Origin of the sequence: Myxococcus xanthus (assembly GCF_006402735.1) — a bacterium.
Taxonomy (GTDB): domain Bacteria; phylum Myxococcota; class Myxococcia; order Myxococcales; family Myxococcaceae; genus Myxococcus; species Myxococcus xanthus_A.
This window is the reverse complement of the sequence record NZ_CP017174.1, coordinates 6,468,660-6,486,658: the sequence shown is the minus strand read 5'-3', so window position 1 is coordinate 6,486,658 and position 17,999 is coordinate 6,468,660. Positions and strand designations below refer to the sequence as shown.

The 17,999-nt window shown below is 68.6% G+C and carries 13 protein-coding genes; 9 read left to right on the top strand and 4 right to left on the bottom strand.

The features are described 5' to 3' along the window. The first annotated feature begins 53 nt into the window (after positions 1–53). A complete protein-coding gene (gene rpmE, locus BHS09_RS26360) occupies positions 54–275 on the top strand; it encodes a 50S ribosomal protein L31 (protein ID WP_140794272.1) in 222 nt (73 codons plus the stop codon). Positions 276–496: 221 nt separating this feature from the next. Then, a complete protein-coding gene (locus BHS09_RS26355; protein WP_140794271.1) occupies positions 497–1,381 on the top strand; it encodes a DNA-methyltransferase in 885 nt (294 codons plus the stop codon). Positions 1,382–1,402: 21 nt separating this feature from the next. Here BHS09_RS26355 and BHS09_RS26350 read toward each other — a convergent pair whose 3' ends face one another. Further along, positions 1,403–3,157, bottom strand: coding sequence for a M1 family metallopeptidase (locus tag BHS09_RS26350; RefSeq protein WP_140794270.1), 1,755 nt, complete (start codon positions 3,155–3,157; stop codon positions 1,403–1,405). A gap of 127 nt (positions 3,158–3,284) precedes the next feature. Between BHS09_RS26350 and BHS09_RS26345 the strand changes: the two genes are divergently transcribed. After that, positions 3,285–5,663 (top strand): 3-hydroxyacyl-CoA dehydrogenase/enoyl-CoA hydratase family protein, encoded by a 2,379-nt coding sequence (locus BHS09_RS26345; RefSeq protein ID WP_140799445.1) that lies wholly within the window; start codon positions 3,285–3,287, stop codon positions 5,661–5,663. Between the two features lie 79 nt (positions 5,664–5,742). Next, a complete protein-coding gene (locus BHS09_RS26340) occupies positions 5,743–6,915 on the top strand; it encodes a thiolase family protein (protein ID WP_140799444.1) in 1,173 nt (390 codons plus the stop codon). A 74-nt stretch (positions 6,916–6,989) separates the two neighbouring features. Here BHS09_RS26340 and BHS09_RS26335 read toward each other — a convergent pair whose 3' ends face one another. Further along, on the bottom strand, positions 6,990–8,834 hold the full coding sequence (locus tag BHS09_RS26335) for a MutS-related protein (RefSeq protein WP_174258900.1): 1,845 nt from the start codon (positions 8,832–8,834) through the stop codon (positions 6,990–6,992). A 177-nt stretch (positions 8,835–9,011) separates the two neighbouring features. Between BHS09_RS26335 and BHS09_RS26330 the strand changes: the two genes are divergently transcribed. Next, on the top strand, positions 9,012–10,106 hold the full coding sequence (locus BHS09_RS26330; RefSeq protein WP_140799442.1) for a vWA domain-containing protein: 1,095 nt from the start codon (positions 9,012–9,014) through the stop codon (positions 10,104–10,106). A gap of 15 nt (positions 10,107–10,121) precedes the next feature. Here the strand turns inward: BHS09_RS26330 and BHS09_RS26325 are convergent, their stop codons facing one another. Beyond that, the gene (locus tag BHS09_RS26325) at positions 10,122–11,843 is read right to left on the bottom strand and encodes a HEAT repeat domain-containing protein (RefSeq protein WP_140799441.1); all 1,722 of its coding nucleotides are present in this window, start codon (positions 11,841–11,843) and stop codon (positions 10,122–10,124) included. A 156-nt stretch (positions 11,844–11,999) separates the two neighbouring features. Between BHS09_RS26325 and BHS09_RS26320 the strand changes: the two genes are divergently transcribed. Together BHS09_RS26320 and BHS09_RS26315 are read left to right on the top strand one after the other, a co-directional pair. After that, a complete protein-coding gene (locus BHS09_RS26320; RefSeq protein ID WP_140799440.1) occupies positions 12,000–12,770 on the top strand; it encodes a metallophosphoesterase family protein in 771 nt (256 codons plus the stop codon). Then, positions 12,770–13,366 (top strand): hypothetical protein, encoded by a 597-nt coding sequence (locus tag BHS09_RS26315; protein ID WP_140799439.1) that lies wholly within the window; start codon positions 12,770–12,772, stop codon positions 13,364–13,366. The genes BHS09_RS26320 and BHS09_RS26315 overlap by 1 nt, the downstream gene beginning before the upstream one ends. A 45-nt stretch (positions 13,367–13,411) precedes the next feature. Here BHS09_RS26315 and BHS09_RS26310 read toward each other — a convergent pair whose 3' ends face one another. Next, positions 13,412–15,316, bottom strand: a complete 1,905-nt coding sequence (locus tag BHS09_RS26310) for a sulfatase-like hydrolase/transferase (RefSeq protein WP_237079836.1) — start codon at positions 15,314–15,316, stop codon at positions 13,412–13,414. 96 nt (positions 15,317–15,412) lie between these two features. On the opposite strand from BHS09_RS26310, the gene BHS09_RS26305 reads away from it, so the two are divergent. Both BHS09_RS26305 and BHS09_RS26300 read left to right on the top strand, forming a co-directional pair. Continuing rightward, the gene (locus tag BHS09_RS26305; protein ID WP_418763965.1) at positions 15,413–16,324 is read left to right on the top strand and encodes a LysR family transcriptional regulator; all 912 of its coding nucleotides are present in this window, start codon (positions 15,413–15,415) and stop codon (positions 16,322–16,324) included. A 103-nt stretch (positions 16,325–16,427) separates the two neighbouring features. Further along, the gene (locus tag BHS09_RS26300; protein WP_174260592.1) at positions 16,428–17,999 is read left to right on the top strand and encodes an aromatic amino acid hydroxylase; all 1,572 of its coding nucleotides are present in this window, start codon (positions 16,428–16,430) and stop codon (positions 17,997–17,999) included.

Sequence of the window (17,999 nt, the reverse complement as noted above, 5' to 3'; positions counted from 1 at the left end):
CGCCGGACCTCCTACCCGTCAGCGGGTGGGGGCAAGGCATACTGGAGCGTGCCATGAAGTCTGAAATCCATCCCGTCTACCCGCCGTCCCGCGTGACCTGCATGTGCGGCAACGTCGTGGAGACGAAGTCCACCCGCGGCTCGTTCTCGGTGGAAATCTGCTCGAACTGCCACCCCTTCTTCACGGGCAAGTACAAGCTCGTGGACACGGCCGGCCGCATCGACCGCTTCCGCAAGAAGTACGGCGCGTCGCCGACCTCCGCCAAGAAGGCGTAAGGCCGCGGGGGCCTTCCATGGGCCCCGCCACAGTCCAGGCAGTACCCGTCGAGCAGGGTGTCGGAGGGCCTCCACGAGAGGCGCTCCCGCCCTGCTCGCGGCGCTTCTACGGCCTGAATCACCCGTCAAGTTTCAGGGTGCTACAGGCCAGAAATTAGACGTAGCACCGAAGCGACCGCACAGTCCGCCGCGTCCACGACGAAGAGTCCGACGGAGGCGAGATGTCCGCGCACGCTGCAGCAGCCCCTTCCCTGAAAGTCGTCCGCCGTTCGCTCAACGAGAGCGTCTACGCGAAAGGGGAGGCCTATACGCTGCTGCACGGCGACAGCCTGGAGCTGATGTCGCAGTTCGAGCCCCAGACGTTCGACATGATTTTCGCCGACCCGCCGTACTTCCTCTCCAACGGCGGCTTCACCTGCAAGGGCGGCAAGCGCGCCTCGGTGGCCAAGGGCGGCTGGGACGTGTCGCGCGGCGTGGAGGAGGACCACAAGTTCACCACCGAGTGGCTCGCGGCCTGCCAGCGCCTGCTCAAGCCCACCGGCACGCTGTGGGTGAGCGGCACCCAGCACGTCATCTTCAACGTCGGCTTCGCGATGCAGAAGCTCGGCTACAAGCTGCTCAACACCGTCACCTGGTTCAAGCCCAACGCGAGCCCCAACCTGGCGTGCCGCTACTTCACGCACTCCACGGAGTTGCTCATCTGGGCTTCGCCGAAGTCCGGCGGCAAGTTGCAGCACACGTTCAACTACTCGCGCATGAAGGCGGAGAACGGCGGCAAGCAGATGCGCGACGCGTGGGTGCTGCCGCCCTCTGGTGACGCCGAGCTGACGGCGGACGGCGAGGGCCGGCTGTGGACGCTCACCGTCCCGCGCGGCGGCGAGGAGAAGGCCTTCGGCAGCCACCCCACGCAGAAGCCGGTGGCGCTGCTGGAGCGCATCCTGGAGGCGAGCTGCCCCCCGGACGCGCTGGTGCTGGACCCCTTCAACGGCAGCGGCACCTCGGGCGTGGCGGCCCTCAAGCTGGGCCACCGCTACGTGGGCATCGACATGGACGAGAAGTACCTCGCCCTGTCGGAGAAGCGCCTGAACGCGGCGGCGTCGAAGTAGTCCCGTCCTGCTCGCGCGCACTCAGGCGCGCGACAGGATGAGCTCCACGCCCTGACGGGCGATGGGGTGGTAGCGCTCCCCATGCTTCTTGAAGAGCGCGCGCGCCAGGCTCCGGTGCGTGTGCGACGCGGAGAGCACCCCGTATAGCGGCTTGAGGTACTTCATCCGGCCCACCTCGCCGAGGAACGTCTCGGTGCGGGACACGGCCGGCTCCCAGTCCGCGCGCAGCGCCGACACCAGCCACGCCACCAGCACCTCCGAGTTGCGGCTCTGGGTGAGGCTGAAGCGCGCGTCGAGCTGCTGGAAGACGTCCCGCGGCGTCTCCTGGGGTAGTGACTCCAGGTAGAGCTGCCACTCAGCCGGCGTCCAGTCCTTCGCCTGCTCCGGCGTGGGCACCTTGCCTCGGAGCGCGTCCATGGCCTCCAAGCGCAGCGAGCGCGGTGACGGCGCCCCCGGGGGCACGCCGGGCCGGTGCAGGTACGCCTCCGCGTCCACCTTGGTCAGCACTCCGGGCAGCTCCTTCTCCGCGAAGGCGACGAACTCCTCGGTGGTGAGCGCGCGGAAGCGGTAGGTGGCCAGGTAGCGGCGGAGGAACTCGTCGAAGGCGGGCCGACCGGCCGCGTCCTCCATGGCGCGCAGCAGCAGGTAGCCCTTCTCGTAGGGAATCTGGGAGAAGGCCTCGTCCGGGTCCACGCCGGCCAGGTGGGTGCGCAGCGACGTCAGCTGCGGGTGCGCGCGGAAGTGCTGCAGCGCGGAGTCCAGCGCGCGGCGGCCCAGCGCGCCGTGCAGCGCCGACACTTCCGGACCGGCCAGGGCCTCCAGGATGCGGCGCTCGGCGAAGACGGTGAAGCCTTCGTTGAGCCAGAAGTGCTCCGCCGAAGCATTCGTCACCAGGTTGCCCGTCCACGAGTGCGCCAGCTCATGCGCCACCACGTTGACGAGGCTCTTGTCCCCGGTGATGAGCGTGGGCGTGAGGAATGTCAGTCGCGGGTTCTCCATGCCACCGTAGGGGAACGAGGGCGGCATGGTGAGCAGGTCGAACCGCTCCCAGTCATAGGGCCCGAAGAGCGACTCCGCGGCGCGCAGCATGTCGTCCACGCCGGAGAACTCCTCCGCCGCGTCCTCCAGCAACTCCGGCTCCGCCCACACGCGCGAGCGCGGCCCCAGCTCCTTCGGCGCCAGGCTGCCCACCGCGAAGGCCAGCAGGTACGGCGGCACCGGCTGGGGCATCTCGTAGTGCTCCTCCGCCTCCACGCCGTGCTCGTCGCGCCGCAGGAAGCTGGCGGCCATCACGGCCTTGAGCGCCTTGGGAATCCGCAGCGACGCGGTGTAGCGGATGCGGATGCGCGGCGTGTCTTGGAGCGGCACCACGCTTCGGGCGTGGATGGCCTGGCACTGGCTATAGAGGAAGGGGTGTTGCCCCCCGGCTGTCTGGGAGGGCGTCAGCCACTGGAGCGCGCTGGCGTGCGGAGCCGTGCGGTAGCGCACGGTGAATTGCCGCAGCCCCACCGGCAGCTCGATGCGCAGCCGGCTGCCGAGAATCGGCTCGGAAGGGGAGAGGATGTAGGGCAAGGGGCGACCCGCGGCGTCGACGACGTCACGGATTTCCAAATCCCGGGTATCCAGGTCCAGCGGCCCGGCCGAGGCTTCCTTGAGGGTGTGGGTGACCTCCGCGTGGAGCCGCTGCGTCTTGAAATCGACGCGGGCCCTCCAGTCCAGGGTTTCCGTCTCAGGCTGCGTGCTGTCGTTGTACGAGTGCGGGTCTAGGCGAGCCATGGAGGGCCGGTATCTAGTCGGCTTGTCCTCTTGTGGCGAGCGCCCTGGCCGTCCGATCCGATTGACTTTCGGGTCAATCGCCTACATTTGTGCAATCCCCTCCTTCCCAACAGGGAGCCTTTTCCACATGACGACGCGGATCCGCAAAGTGGCTGTGCTGGGCGCCGGAGTAATGGGCAGCGGCATCGCCGCGCACCTGGCCAACTCGGGCGTGCGTGCGCTCCTCCTGGACATCGTTCCGCCCAAGGCCGCGCCGGGCGAGGACACCTCCTCGAAGGCGTTTCGCAACAAGTTCGCCCAGGGCGCGCTGGCCAACCTGCGCAAGCAGAAGCCGAGCCCCATCGTCTCCGGTGAGGTCTTCACCAACATCGAGGTGGGCAACTTCGAGGACGACCTGCACCGCATCGCCGAGTGCGACTGGGTGGTGGAGGTGGTGAAGGAGGACCTGAAGATCAAACAGGACCTGTTCGCCAAGGTGGAGAAGCTCATCCGCCCGGGCACCATCGTGTCCTCCAACACCTCCGGCATGTCGATTGTGGGCATGACCGAGGGCCGCGGCGCGGAGTTCAAGAAGAACTTCCTCGTCACGCACTTCTTCAACCCCGTCCGCTACATGAAGCTGCTGGAGCTGGTGGCCGGCAAGGAGACCTCCCCGGAGGTGCTCAAGACGCTGCACCGCTTTGGCGAAGAGGTGCTGGGCAAGGGCATCGTCTACGGCAAGGACACCACCAACTTCATCGCGAACCGCATTGGCGTGTACGGGATGATGCGGACCATCGCCGCCATGGACAAGGCGGAGCTGTCCATCGAAGAGGTGGACAAGATTTTCGGCCCGGCCATGGGCCGTCCCAAGTCCGCCGTCTTCCGCACCGCGGACATCGTGGGCCTGGACACGTTCACCCACGTGGCGAAGAACTGTTACGACACGCTGACGCACGACGAAGAGCGTGAGGTGTTCGCGAGCCCCGCCTTCCTCCAGAAGATGGTGGAGAAGGGCATGCTGGGCGACAAGAGCGGCGGCGGCTTCTACAAGAAGCAGGGCAAGGAGATCCTCGCGCTCGACCTGAAGACGCTGGAGTACCGGCCGCAGGCGAAGGTGCGCTACGAGTCGCTAGGCGCCGCGCGTGACATCGAGGACGTGCGTGAGCGCGTGGCCTCCGTGATGAACGCCGAGGACAAGGCGGCGAAGTTCGCCGAGGGCGTCACCCTGGACGTGCTGGCCTACACCAGCCGCCGCATCCCGGAGATCGCCGACGACGTGGTCAACGTGGACCGCGGCGTGCGCTGGGGCTTCGGCTGGGACTTGGGGCCCTTCGAGGTCTGGGACGCCTACGGCGTGAAGAAGGGCGTGGAGCGGATGAAGGCCCTGGGCCTGAAGCCGGCCGCGTGGGTGGAGGAGATGCTGGCCGCGGGCCGCACGTCCTTCTACGGCGTGGAGAACGGCAAGGACACGTACTGGGACATCCCGTCCAAGTCCGTGAAGGTGGTGCCGGAGAACGCCCGCACGCAGCGCGTGGAGTACCTCAAGCGCGGCAACAAGAAGATCGCCGGCAACGACGGGGCCACGCTGTGGGATTTGGGCGACGGCGCGACGCTGCTCGAGTTCCACACCAAGATGAACTCCATCGATGACCAGATCATCGAGATGATGAACACCGCGCTGGACGAGACGGAGAAGAATCACAAGGGCCTCGTCATCGGTAACGACGGGTCCAACTTCTCCGCGGGCGCGAACATCGTGGCGCTGCTGTGGGCGGCCAAGAGCGGCGAGTTCGAGTCCATCCGCAAGCTGGTGACGGGCTTCCAGGCCGTGAACCAGCGCATGCGCTACAGCCCGGTGCCGGTGGTGACGGCGCCCTTCAACCTCACGCTCGGCGGCGGCGCCGAGGTGACGATGGGTGGCAACGCCATCCAGGCCAGCGCCGAGCTGTACATGGGCCTGGTGGAAGTGGGCGTGGGCCTCATCCCGGGCGGCGGCGGCAACATGCAGCTGCTGCGCAACGTGTACGGCCCGTTCGGCACGGACAAGGACTTCGACTTCTTCCCCTTCCTGAAGAAGATCTTCCTCACCATCGGCATGGCGAAGGTCGCCACCAGCGCCGAGGAGGCCCGTGAGGCGGGCTTCCTGACGCACTCGGATGGCATCAGCGCCAACCGGGACTTCCTGCTGTCCGACGCGAAGGCCCGCGTGCTGGGCATGGCGGACGCCGGCTTCAAGGCGCCCCGTCCCACGCGCTTCCGCCTGCCGGGCACCAGCGGCGCGGCCACCATCGACATGATGCTCTACGACATGGAGCTCAACGGCCAGGTGAGCGCGCACGACCGGAAGATCGCCCAGAAGCTGGCGAAGGTGCTGACGGGTGGCAACACCAGCCCGTCGCTGCTCGTGACGGAAGAGCGCTTGCTGGAGCTGGAGGCGGAGGCCTTCCTGAGCCTGTGCGGCGAGGAGAAGACCCAGGACCGCCTGCAGCACATGATCGAGAAGGGCAAGCCGCTGCGGAACTGACGGCCGGCCAGTATCCATAGGCTACTGAACCTGAGATTCGCTGAATGCCCGGGTGCCCCCCGGGCAAGGAGACATCAAAATGGCTGGTCGAGTCGTGATTGCCAGCGCGGTCCGCACGCCCTTCACCCGCGCCCACAAGGGAGAGTTCAAGGACACCCGGCCGGATACCCTGGCCGCCATCGCCATCAAGGAGGCGGTTGCCCAGGTCCCCGGCCTGAAGCCGGAGGACATCGGTGACGTCGTCCTGGGCTGTGCCATGCCGGAGGCCGAGCAGGGCATGAACGTGGCCCGCGTGGCCACGCTGCTGGCGGGCCTGCCCGTCACGGTGCCCGCGATGACCATCAACCGGTTCTGTTCCTCCGGTTCGCAGGCCATCGCCCAGGTGGCCCAGGCCATCCAGGCGGGCATGTACGACGTGGGCATCGGTGGTGGCACCGAGTCCATGACGATGGTCCCCATGGGCGGCAACAAGGCGAGCGCCAACCCCGAGGCCATGGAGCGTCTGCCGGAGATCTACACCTCCATGGGCGCCACCGCGGAGAACATCGCGTCGCGCTACGGCGTGTCGCGTGAGGACTCGGACAAGTTCGCCGCCGAGAGCCAGCGCCGTGCCGCCACCGCGCGCGAGCAGGGCAAGTTCAAGGAGGAGATCGTCCCCGTCACCACGACGTACTACGACGACGACGGCGTGGCGCAGAACGTCACTGTCACGGTGGACACCATCCTGCGCCCGGAGACCACGCAGGAGGGCCTGGCCAAGCTGCGCCCGGCCTTCAACCCCAAGGGCGTGGTGACGGCCGGCAACGCGTCGCCGCTGACGGACGGCGCCGCCGCCGCGGTGGTGATGAGCGAGGCCAAGGCGAAGGAGCTGGGCGTCAAGCCGCTGGGCTACTTCGTGGACGCCGCGGTGGCGGGCGTGCCCCCGGACATCATGGGCATCGGCCCGGTTCCCGCAGTCCGCAAGCTGCTGGAGAAGAACAAGCTCAAGGTCGAGGACATCGACGTCTTCGAGCTGAACGAGGCCTTCGGCGCGCAGGCGCTGTACTGCGTGCGCGAGCTGGGCATCCCCGCCGACAAGGTGAACCCCAACGGCGGCGCCATCGCCCTGGGTCACCCGCTGGGCGTCTCCGGCGCGCGCATGGTGGCCACCATCCTGCGCGAGCTGAAGCGCCGCAACGGCCGCTACGGCGTTGTCTCCATGTGCATCGGCGGCGGCATGGGCTTCGCCGCCCTCATCGAGGCGCCCAAGTAGTCACTGCTTCGACGTGAGTCACTGATTCAAGCGCGGGCCTCGGGGGAAACCCCGGGGCCCGTGTCGTTTCGGGCTCAGCGCGCCGTCGCGGCTTCGTCCGGGTCGTCCACCGGCACGCCGGCCAGGCGCAGCACGCGCAGGGCGTTGGTGGTGTCCACCACGCCCTGGCGCAGCTTGTAGTCGAACATCATCTTCCCGGCCTCCAGGTGGTCCCGGAAGTGGACGTTGACGACGTGCGCGCCCGGCTCGTCCGCGAGCACCGCCAGGGACAAGTCGTGCGTCGTCACCGCGCCGATGGCGCCGGTGCCCAGCAGCAGGCGCAGCACCTCGCGCGAGGCAATCTGCCGCTCGCGCGTGTTCGTCCCCAGGAGGATTTCGTCCAGGAGGAACAGCACCTGCCCGCGCGCGGCCTGCGCCGCGTCCAGCACCGCCTTGATGCGCTGCACCTCCGCGTAGAAGTAGGAGACGCCGCGCTCCAGCGAGTCCTTCACCCGCATGCTGGTGAGCGTCTGGAGCGGTGTCAGGCGGAAGGATTTCGCGCTCACCGGCGCGCCCGCCAACGCCAGCACCACGTTGGCGCCCACCGCGCGCATCAGCGTCGTCTTGCCGCTCATGTTGGAGCCGGTGATGAGCAGCGCGTGCCGCGGGCCGGGCAGGGACACGTCGTTGGGCACGGGCGCGTCCAGCAGCGGGTGGCCCAGCGCCGTCGCTTCCACGCAGGGGCCACTGGCGGCCATGACGGGCCAGGTGAAGTCCGGCCGGTCATGGGCGAGGCCCGCGACGCAGGACAGGGCTTCCAGTTCGGCCAGGGCCTCGAACCACTGGCGCAGCTGCTTGCCGTGGGCCTCGCGCCAGCGCTCCAGCGCGAAGTGCGCGTGGATGTCCCAGAGCGTGAGCCAGTGAATCAGGGGGTGGAACTGGTGGCGCTTGAACTCGATGAAGGAGAACAGCCGGCTGAAGCGCTTGAAGTGCTCGGACACGGGCGGCTGGCCGGGCTGCTGGAGGCCGGACTGGAGCGACTTCAGGCGCGGGTGCTCGAAGCGCTGGGCCTCCACGCGCTCGAAGATGGGGGCGTAGCGCACGAAGCCGCGCTCACCCACCTCCACGCCTTCGTCCATGACCTTCAGCGGGCGGCGGGTGATGACAGCCACGCCCAGCTGCGCGGCCAGCCCCACCCAGAAGGCAGACTCGGGCAGCACCTCGAACTTGCCCAGGACGTAGACGGCCAGCGTCACCAGGGGCAGCACCACCGCCACCGGCCGGGCCCAGCGGATGGAGTTCAGTTGCGGACCCAGCTCCGCCCACTGGATGAAGAGCGCCGGGTCCGCCTTCTCACGCGAGGCGTCCCGCGCGTCCACGCAGAGGTCCTGGCGGAAGTCCAGGTTGGGCGCCAGCTCGCGCGCGGCGCCCTGTCTGGCTTCGACCTCCTGGGCGGACGCGGGGGCGGAGAGCCACGCCGCCAGCCGTTCTTCTCCGGCGCGCGTGGCCGTCTCGTTGAGGAGCTGGAAGAGGCTGCCCTGGCCGAAGACGTCCAGGTCCGGGGTGTACAGGTGGCTGGGGGACAGGAAGCGCTCACCGCGCTCGGTGAAGTCGTGCCAGCCGGGCCCCAGCCGCGCCAGTCCGCGCTCGTTGAGCGTCACATACAGCTTCGTCCGGGCCTCGCGGCGGAAGACCTGGTGGTGGAGGATGGCGAGCACGCCGTAGAGCACCAACGCGGCGGCGCTGGCCCACCACCACACCTTGGGCAGACGCCCCGCCAGCACGAAGCCCGCGACGCCGGCCGCGGCAAGGAAGGCGAGTGTTCGAAAATTGGCGTAGCGGGCGCTCACGCGGTCCAGCGCGGTCAGCTCCGCCTGCGCGGCGGCACGGCGCTCGGTGTACGTACGATGCGGGGATGGGGGCTCGACGGTGGCGGACACGATGGGCACGCATGCTGCGGTCGCGCGGCGTCCAGGGCAAGCGGCAGGTGCGATTGCGTGACATCGGGTCGACGAAGGCCCGTCCAGCCCTCGTTTCCCGAGCCGTCTCCAGGCCTGATTCATGTCAGACCCGGCGCGTAGATTTGTCCTCGTCGGCGGTCACGAGGGGGCACCGGAATGAGCACGTCAGTCATTGATAACCGCGTCGAAATCGTCTTCAGCTTTGACACCACCGGCAGCATGTATCCGTGTCTGGCGCAGGTGCGGAAGAAGCTGCGGGGCACCGTGTCCCGGTTGATGAAGGAGATTCCGGGCATCCGCATCGGCATCATCGCCCACGGGGACTACTGCGACGCGGGCTCCACGTATGTCACCAAGATGCTGGACCTGACGGACGACGAGAGCGCCGTTGTCCGCTTCGTGGACCGTGTGGAGCAGACGGGCGGGGGCGATGCGCCCGAATGCTACGAGTTCGTGCTGCGTCAGGCGCAAAGCCTGTCCTGGACGGTCGGGTACACGCGGGCGTTGGTATTGATTGGCGACGACGTACCCCATGGGCCTTCGCAGAATCCCCACCAGTTGGATTGGCGCAAGGAGGTGGCCGCGCTGGGGCGGATGGGCGTGCCAGTGTATGGCGTGCAAGCCCTGGCGCGCCGCCATGCGACGGCTTTCTACAAGGAGCTGGCGGAGAAGTCGGGTGGCTTCCACCTGAGCCTGGACCAGTTCGCCTACGTCACCGACCTGCTGCTGGCCGTCTGCTACAAGCAGGCCTCGGACGTGCAGCTTCAATCGTTTGAGCAGGAAGTGGTGCGCGAGGGCCGCATGAGCCGCGGCCTCAACGTGATGTTCAGCACCATGCTCCAGCGAACTGCGCCGCCGCTCCATGGCGAGGCGGACCTGCGCGCGGTGCCTCCGGGCCGCTTCCAGGTGCTGGATGTGGACCGGACCCAGCCCATCAAGGACTTCGTGCACGAGAACGGACTGGGCTTCAAGACGGGCCGGGGCTTCTACGAGTTCACCAAGACGGAGACCATCCAGGGCCGCAAGGAAGTGGTGCTGATGGACCGCAAGACGGGCGACCTCTACAGCGGCGAGCGGGCCCGGGAGATGCTTGGTCTGCCGCCCGGCGAGACGGTGCGCATCCGGCCCTCCAGCCTGGAGAAGTACGTCGTCTTCGTGCAGAGCACCTCGGCCAACCGGAAGCTGATAGGCGGTTCGAAGTTCCTCTACGAGGTGGAGGATTGGGAGGGCGCCCGGTCCGCCGCGGCGTAAGGGGCGCCCGGGGCGTCAGAAGTCGTCGTCCGACGCTGTGTCGGTTTGCTTGGGCTCGATGAAGTGCAGCGTTCGCGGTGCGTCCGTTCCGAAGAGGATGTCCCGGGCCAGTTCCAGGCGGAAGCGGTGTGGCATGCCGTTGGAGGCTGGCGGCTCGGGCGTCACGGTGAAGGCCGTGCTTCGGCCGGGTGCGCCCTCGGGTTGAATGTGGAGTTGGTCTCCGAGCGCGGTGTACTGGAAGGCGTGGAGTCGGCTGTCGGTGCCCAGTTGCTCCAGGTTTCCGCCTGCGTAGAAGTAGAAGCGCTCGGTCGCGGGGTAGCGTTCGGGGACCGCGAGCCACTCCGCCACATGCTGTCCCGTTCGCGCCGGGTCGAAGAGGAGACGTTCGGCGGGCGAGTCCACTGAGATAGGCGTGTCGCCAGGGGCTTGCTGTCGCTCCAGCGCCGCGCCCAGGTGCCGCAGAACGTCTGGGTCACGTTCGGTGGCTTGGTGCTCGCGCAGGATTTGAAGGGCCTCTGGGCTGGCCTCGAGGCCCAGGGCTCGCACGGCCATCCGCCGGACCTCGGGCGCGGAGTCCTCGAGCGCGAGCCGCAGGGCGCGGTGGGCCATCTCCGGGCGGTTGTTCAGAAGGGCCAGGACAACGGCCTTCCGCGTTTCTATGTCGGGGGCACCTCGCAGGTGCTCCAGCATCACCGTGGTTGCGTCTGGTGGTGCGGCGTCCGAGGTCCAGGCGGAGATGGCGGCGCGCCTGACGCGGAGGGATTCATCCGACAGTGCCTGGCGAAGCGCCTCCCATGCCTCGGGTCCACCGAGTTGACCGAGCGCGGTGACGAGGTCCGCCCGTTCATCTTCGTCGCGTGTCCGGGCCAGCATCTCCAGCAGGGCGCGCGTCGCACCGGAGCAGCCGAGCCGTGCGGTGGCGAGAATCGTCATTCTGCGGAGCGAAGATTCAGGGGCCGTCAGCAGCCGGCAAATGGGTTCGCAAGCACTGGCGTCGCCACGCAGGACGAGCGACCGAAGCGCCTGTTGGCGGACTTGTAATGGGGACGACGCGGAAAGCAGTGGGACGAAGACGCTGGCGGGCACGTGTGCACGACGGGACAGCGCGTGAAGGGCTTCGAGTTGCACGTCTTCGGCGGTATCCGTGAGGAGTTGGATGAGCAGGCCCTCTGTCGCCTCGCCTTCTCGCGCGAGCAGGGCCACCGCCGCGGCCCTGAGGGTGGAAGAGGTCGAAGCCAGGCCGAGCCGGGCCAGGGCGCCGGATTCGGGGAGCCCCAGCCGTTGCGCGGTGGCGAGCGCGTTCAGCTTCTCCGCCAAAGGGGCACGTTCGAAGCGCTCGAGGAAGAGGTCGCTCGCGGCCGCCGGATTCATCCTCGCGAGCGAGTCCATGACGGCGTGCTGCACGGAGGGCTCGGTATCATCCAGCGCCTCCTGGAGGCTCCGCCAGTCCGCGGCGTCCTGTGTGCCCGCCAGCACGCGAGCCGCCAGGACCCGGACGTCAGCCGCTTCGTCGCGAAGCGCGAGCCGGGCCAGGGCATGGGCTTCGGGCGTCGCCAGCTTCCGGAGCACTCGCAAGGCCGTGGTCTTCTCGGAAGGGGGGCCCGACACCAGGACGTCCCGGGCGACTTGCGTGAAATCCGCTCGCGCGAGCAGCGCGTCGAGGTCTTCCCGAGTGCTCCGGGTGGGCTTCGTGGCCACCCAATGCAGCAGTTCCCATGTCGACAGAGGTGCGCTCACGGCACCGCCGTCATGCGCGAGGCGAGAAGGTCGCTGGAGGGCGCCTGAGTCCAGTTCATATGGCGCGTGAGAATGGCTGCTCCTTGTCGCCGCGTGCTCCGGATTCGGGTGTCGCATTCCATGGAAGCATCGGGAGGCCGACGTTAGCGTGCATCCGTGCGCGTCTGGGTGACATTGCTACTGGTGTGCGCGGGCTGTGGCGCCTTCGAGTTCCACCCCTATGAACTCCGGGGACCCCACCGGGACTTGCATGCGCGCTCGCTCGAGCGGCTGTTCGGAGCGAAGCCGAAGCAGGCCTTTCGCTTCGCGGTGGTGGGCGACATGCAGTTGTTCCTGGATGACTCCGCGGCGGCGATGCGGGACCTGGAGCAGCGCGGCGTCGACTTCGTGGTGCAGATGGGCGACCTGACGGAGTTCGGCAGCACGCAGGAGTACGAGTGGGGCGTCGAGCTGCTGTCCCGCTTGAAGGTCCCGTTCTTCGTGGTCATGGGCAACCATGACGCGTTGGGCATGGGGCAGAAGCTCTACCGGCGCACCTTCGGACCGGAGTCCTTCTCCTTCACGTATTCGGGCACCCGCTTCGTCTTCTTCGACTCCAACTCCCGCGAGTACGGCTTCCCGGGCGACATCCCGAACCTGCAGTGGCTGAAGACGGCGCTCGCACCGGCGCCCGCGGTGATGAACACCTTCACCTTCTCCCACGTGCCTCCTGGGAACGGGGACTTTGACGATGCGCTCGCCGAGCCCTTGGTGAAGCTCCAGCAGAAGAAGGGCGTCGCCATCTCCTTCCACGGCCACGTCCACCAGTACCACGACGTCCATGCGCACGATGTCCGGTACGTCACCACCGATTCGATGAAGGGCCGGAGCTACCTCTGGGTGGACGTCGATGGCACCTCGGTGCAGGTGCAGAGGGCCACCTTCTGATGGCCGCGCACGGGAGTCTCCGAGCCTCGCTGGTGGCGGCGCTGCTGTTGGCGGCGCGGGAGGCGCGGCCGGAGCCGGCGCACGAGGCGTCACCCTGGTACGTGCCCGACCATGCGGCGATGCAGTTCGCGGGCGCCATCGGCTTTCTCTCCGCGGGGCCGGGCTGGAGCTTTCTCGACGACACCGTGGAGGCCGCGCTGCTGGTGGGCTGGGCGCCGCCCGCGTTGGCGGGGGAAGACTTCTTCACCTTCACGCTGAAGGGGCAGTGGCGCCCCTTCCTGTTCGATGCGGCAGGGTGGACCGTCCGCCCGCTCATGGTGGGCGCGATGCTCACCTACACGGTGGGCGACGACTACTTCGCGGGCCTGCCCAGCCGTTACGACCAGGGCTATTACTGGTTCCGCACCGCCATCCGGCCCGCGCTGCTGCTGGGCGCCAGCGCGGGGCGCCCGGTGGAGGCGCTGAACCTGCGATTCGTGGAGGGGTACTTCGAGCTCGTCGCCACCGACTACCGGCTGGTGCAGTTCATCCGCAATCCCTCCACCGTGAACGTCGAGCTCTTCACGCTGGCCCTGGGTGTGAAGCTCCGGTTCTGAAGCGGCGCGTGTGAGCACCGCCCCAGGGCCCGCCGCGAGGTACCGTCAGGGCATGTCCGTGGCCGTGGCGGAGTCGGGAAGCGTCGACTCCGACGTCCCTCTCAGTCGGCGGAGGATGCGCGGGGCCTCGGCCGCGAGGCGCTCCTTGCCATCGGCCAGGGGACGGTCGCGCAGGTCGGTGATGACGGTGCCAGGCCGCCCCGCGCCGAAATGGACCTTCAGCTCCTTGCCGATGAGCGCGTAACGCGCCTCCCAACCCACGGTGGTGAGGAGGTATCGCTGCGGGTCCGGCCGTGTCATCGGAATACCGTCACCCAGCATCGCCGGGCTGTGCGTGTCTCCCAGCAGGTCGAAGAGCGTGGACACCACGTCGATGTGTCCGGTGACGGCGTCGACCTGGCCCACGGGAAGCTGGTCGTCGAACACGAGCATGGGCACGTGAAGCTGGGAGGCCGTCACGTCGCTGGCATGGCCTACGCGGCCGTGCTCACGGAACTCCTCGCCATGGTCGCCGGTGAAGAGAATCAGCGGACGCGCGCCGCGCAGGCTTTCGATGCGCGTCAGCAGCTCTTCGACCTTGGTGTCCACTTCGTAGGCCGCGTTCCACGCGCGAGCCTTGAGATGCTCGGGAGGTACGCGCGCCGTGGCGAGTCCGCCCTTGCCATTCCAGGCGGGCGAGAAGACCTCGGAGCGCGGCGGGTAGTCGTAGTCGAAGTGCGTGCCGGCGAAGAACACGAACAGGAACAGCGGCGTGTCCTGAGGCGTGGCCTCCACGGCCGCCAGCGCGTCGCGGACCATGGCTTCGTCCCGCAGGTGGCTGCGGCCCGTGTAGTCCGTGCGCAGGCCTCCCGTCACGTCGCGGAAGACGGTGTCCTTGAGGCCCATCCAGTCAACGGAGGACGCGGCGAAGAAGGACTGTTGGTAGCCATTGTGGGCCAGCGCGGGGAAGAGGAGGGGCGTGCGGCCCGCGCCCACCACGGCATCGCGGCGCTGGGCCTCCAGCCCGAAGAACATGCTGAACAGCGAGTAGTCCGTGGAGCTGGCCGCGCTGTGGTGATGCAGGAAGCGCGTGCCGCTCTGCGCCCTGCGCCACATGTTCGGCATGACGTCGGCGGTGAAGAAGTCGTCACGCAGGCTCTCCACCAGGACGACGACGATGTCGGGACGGCGGGTGAAGCGCACCTCCGCGGGGTCGATGCTCGCCGCGGGCACGCCCGCCTCGGGGCTCACGCCCAGGCGCAGGCCGGACGCCGGCATCTTGCCAGTGACGCGCGACAGCAAGGTGTTCATCCGCACCGGTGCCTGGAGGGGCAGGGTGGTGGTGGCGTGCTGCACGGCGCCGCCATGGGCGAAGACGAGGGACGCGCTGACCAACCGCTCGGTGGTGCACAGGGCCGCTATCAGCACCACCGCGCGCGCCACCCGGCGAGGGCCAAAGCCCCGGCGCAGGAACCAGATGCCCGCCGCCGCGTCGAGCGTGAGGGTGGCCACCATCGCCCCGGCCAACAGCGCCACCTCCGACGAAGACAGCCCCGTCTCCGCCAGGGCATGCGGCTGGAGCGCCACCGCCAGCACCAGGCCGTTGATGTGGAAGCCCAGTGAGTTGAGCACCAGCGCGTCCAGCCCGAGCAGCACGCCGCCCACCGCCGTCAGCATCGGGAGCGCGAAGCGATAGCGGTGGCCGAGCAGGAAGGCCAGGGGGAGGCTTCCAAGAAAGGCCACCAGCCCCAGGAACAACGCCTGGGCGAAGCTTCCCGCGAGCAGGAGGGGGCGAAGCCCTGGCGCCAGCCGCTCCACGGCCACGCGCAGCGCACCGCCGAAATACACCAATGCGACGAGCCCGTGGAGCACGCACCAGGTCAGCGCGGTGCTCAGGTAGGGCCGGGCTGCTGCGAAGCGCTGGAGGGAAATGGCGGCTGCGGTGGACGCCGCGTCAGACATCCGTGACATTGGATGGCGCAGGTATTCCGGATGCCGGAGTTTCGCAAGCATCAATGAAGTCCGGCGGCGCGTCCCCGCTGATGGCGGCGTGCAAGGATGCTGCTCATGCCTCCGCGCAAGCTCGTTCGGCACCTCGTCTGGTTGGAGTCCTTCGCCGCCGCCGTGGAGGCGGGCAGCATCGAGGCCGCCGCGGAGCACCTGGGCGTGGCGCGCTCGGTGGTGAGCGAGCACGTTCGCGCGCTGGAGCTGGCGCTGGCGGATGGTGCGCCGTTGTTGGAGCGCGGGCCCGGCCGTCGCCTGCAGCTCACCGCCCGGGGGGAGCGGCTCTTCGCGGGCACCCAGACGCCGCTGCATCAACTGGACATGAAGCGGCTGCGCGACCTGGCCAGCGCCGAGCCCGTGGTGCGGCTGGGCCTCAACCCGACGCTGTCCTTGTCCCTGGTGGGCGCCGTGGCGAGGGACGCCGCCGCCGCGGACCTCAAGCTGGTGCTCAGCTTCGGAGGGCCCCACGAACTGACGCGCCAGGTGCAGACGCGGCAGCTCGACCTGGCGCTCGACTTCACGCCCCTGCCTACCCACGAAGGCGTGGAGTCGGAGTCACTGCTGCGCATGCCCTTCGTGGTGCTCGCCGGGCCGGACAACGTGCTCGCGCGACAGGCCGCGTCCCGGACGTCGCTGCGCGTGAAGGACCTGGAGGGGCAGCGCTTCGTGGACTGGCTGCGTGATGACCCCTACGGCGGCGCCAACAGCGCCCGCTTCGCCGCCCACGGCGTGACGGTGGATGAAGTGGGGCGCGCGGAGAGCTTCCTTCTCCTCTACGAACTGCTGCGCGCGTTCCGCGCCTGCGCCATCACTCCGGACCTGCGCCCCATGCACCCGTTTCCACCGGACCTCCATGCGTGGCCCCTCTTGGAAGAGGAGCCCCAGGCCGTGGAGGTGGTGGCCTTGTGGCCCTCCGGAGCGCTCAGCCCCGGTGCCCGTTTGGTACTGGACGGACTTCGCCGCCAGCCAGGTTAGTTCGACGTTAAAACGACGAAGACGTCGATTTCTGTCGGATTTCCGTTCGCCCTAAGAAGGGATATCTTCAAAGAATAGAAGATTCCGCCTGAGGTGAATGATGATGACTCCCACGGAACGGACGATTGCCCGCCTGCCTGCTCATCTGCGTCGCTACGTGGTGGGCCAGGACTACGCGGCGTATACGTCGCGGGACCAGGCCGTCTGGCGGAACATCCTGGGCTCCTTGCGGGGCCACCTGGCGGACAAGGCGCACCCCGTCTACCTGGAGGGCCTGGAGGCCACGGGCATTGGTTCGGAGTGCATCCCCAGCCTGGATGTGATGAACGAGAAGCTCGCTCGTCTGGGGTGGGCCTGTGTGGGGGTGCGTGGCTTCATTCCCCCCGCCGTCTTCACGGAGCTCCAGGCGCTGGGCGTCCTGGCGATTGCCGCGGACATCCGCACCCACGAGCACATCGAGTACACGCCGGCACCGGACATCGTCCATGAGAGCGCCGGGCACGCGCCCATCATCGCCAACCGCCGCTACGCGGAGTACCTCAAGGCATGCGGGCTGGTGGGCTTCAAGGCCATTGCCAGCGTGGAGGACCAGGCCGTCTTCGAGGCCATCCGCAACCTGTCGGTGGTGAAGGAGGACCCGGACGCCAGCGAGGAGGAAGCGGCGCACGCGCAGGCCCGGCTGGATGCCGCCAGCGCGAGCCGTCGCTACGTCAGCGAGAGCACTCGAGCGAGCCGCCTCTACTGGTGGACGGCGGAGTACGGCCTCATCGGGAGCGTGGAGTCGCCGCGCATCTACGGCGCGGGGCTGTTGTCCAGCATCGGCGAGGCGCAGCACTGCCTGACGCCGGCGGTGAAGAAGCTGCCGCTGAGCGTGGCCTGCGCGGACATGGACTACGACATCACCCGCATGCAGCCGCAGCTCTTCGTGGCGCGGGACTTCGAGCACCTGTTCGAGGTGCTGGCGGAGTTCGAGTCCTCGCTGTCGTGGAAGCGAGGCGGCGACTTCGGCCTGACGGAGGCGCTGCGCGCGCGGACCGTCAATCACCTGGTGCTGGCGGACGGCCGCGAGGTGACGGGCCGGGTGCTGGAGATGCTGGCCGCGCCGCGCGAGGTGGCGCCGGGTCTGGGCACCGCGCTCGTCTGCATGGAGGGGCCCATCATGGCCTCGCGCAGCGGGCGCTCCCTGGACGACAAGCCGTGGAGCGGGCCGGCGCTGGTGGCGTTCGGCGCGGGGACGTTGCCGGAGCGCGGGCCCTTCAAGCTGTCGCTGGAGAGTGGGCTGGAGCTGGAGGGCTTCGCCACGGACGGTGGCCAGGTGCTGGCGCTGCGCGGCCGGTTGGCGGGGCGCGAGCTGGCGCTGCCCGCGGTGGCGAAGCTCTTCGTCAGCACGCACCTGCCCTCGGTGGCGGGTGGGCCTTCGGACCCGGCGACGTGGGACCGCTGGTACGGCGAGCTGAGCGCCTTCTCGGAAGGGGATGGCGAGGAGAAGGCCCGCTCACGCAAGGCCCTGGCGCTGCACCCAGCGCTGGCCGCGCTTTACCGCGAGGTCCGGAAGATGCGGGAGACGCACGCCGTGAAGCCGGAGCGGTTGAGCCAGATTGCCGCGGCGGCCTCGGACTTCCCGGACGATTGGCTGCTGCGCGCCGAAGTGGAGGAGCTGCGCCGCCGCGTCTGA

What these genes read in the sequence shown, in the direction of transcription:
- rpmE (WP_140794272.1), top strand. Translation starts at nt 54, where the DNA reads ATGAAGTCTGAAATCCATCCCGTCTACCCGCCGTCCCGCGTGACCTGC.
- BHS09_RS26355 (WP_140794271.1), top strand. Translation starts at nt 497, where the DNA reads ATGTCCGCGCACGCTGCAGCAGCCCCTTCCCTGAAAGTCGTCCGCCGT.
- BHS09_RS26350 (WP_140794270.1), bottom strand. Translation starts at nt 3,157, where the DNA reads ATGGCTCGCCTAGACCCGCACTCGTACAACGACAGCACGCAGCCTGAG.
- BHS09_RS26345 (WP_140799445.1), top strand. Translation starts at nt 3,285, where the DNA reads ATGACGACGCGGATCCGCAAAGTGGCTGTGCTGGGCGCCGGAGTAATG.
- BHS09_RS26340 (WP_140799444.1), top strand. Translation starts at nt 5,743, where the DNA reads ATGGCTGGTCGAGTCGTGATTGCCAGCGCGGTCCGCACGCCCTTCACC.
- BHS09_RS26330 (WP_140799442.1), top strand. Translation starts at nt 9,012, where the DNA reads ATGAGCACGTCAGTCATTGATAACCGCGTCGAAATCGTCTTCAGCTTT.
- BHS09_RS26315 (WP_140799439.1), top strand. Translation starts at nt 12,770, where the DNA reads ATGGCCGCGCACGGGAGTCTCCGAGCCTCGCTGGTGGCGGCGCTGCTG.
- BHS09_RS26310 (WP_237079836.1), bottom strand. Translation starts at nt 15,316, where the DNA reads ATGTCACGGATGTCTGACGCGGCGTCCACCGCAGCCGCCATTTCCCTC.
- BHS09_RS26305 (WP_418763965.1), top strand. Translation starts at nt 15,413, where the DNA reads ATGCCTCCGCGCAAGCTCGTTCGGCACCTCGTCTGGTTGGAGTCCTTC.
- BHS09_RS26300 (WP_174260592.1), top strand. Translation starts at nt 16,428, where the DNA reads ATGACTCCCACGGAACGGACGATTGCCCGCCTGCCTGCTCATCTGCGT.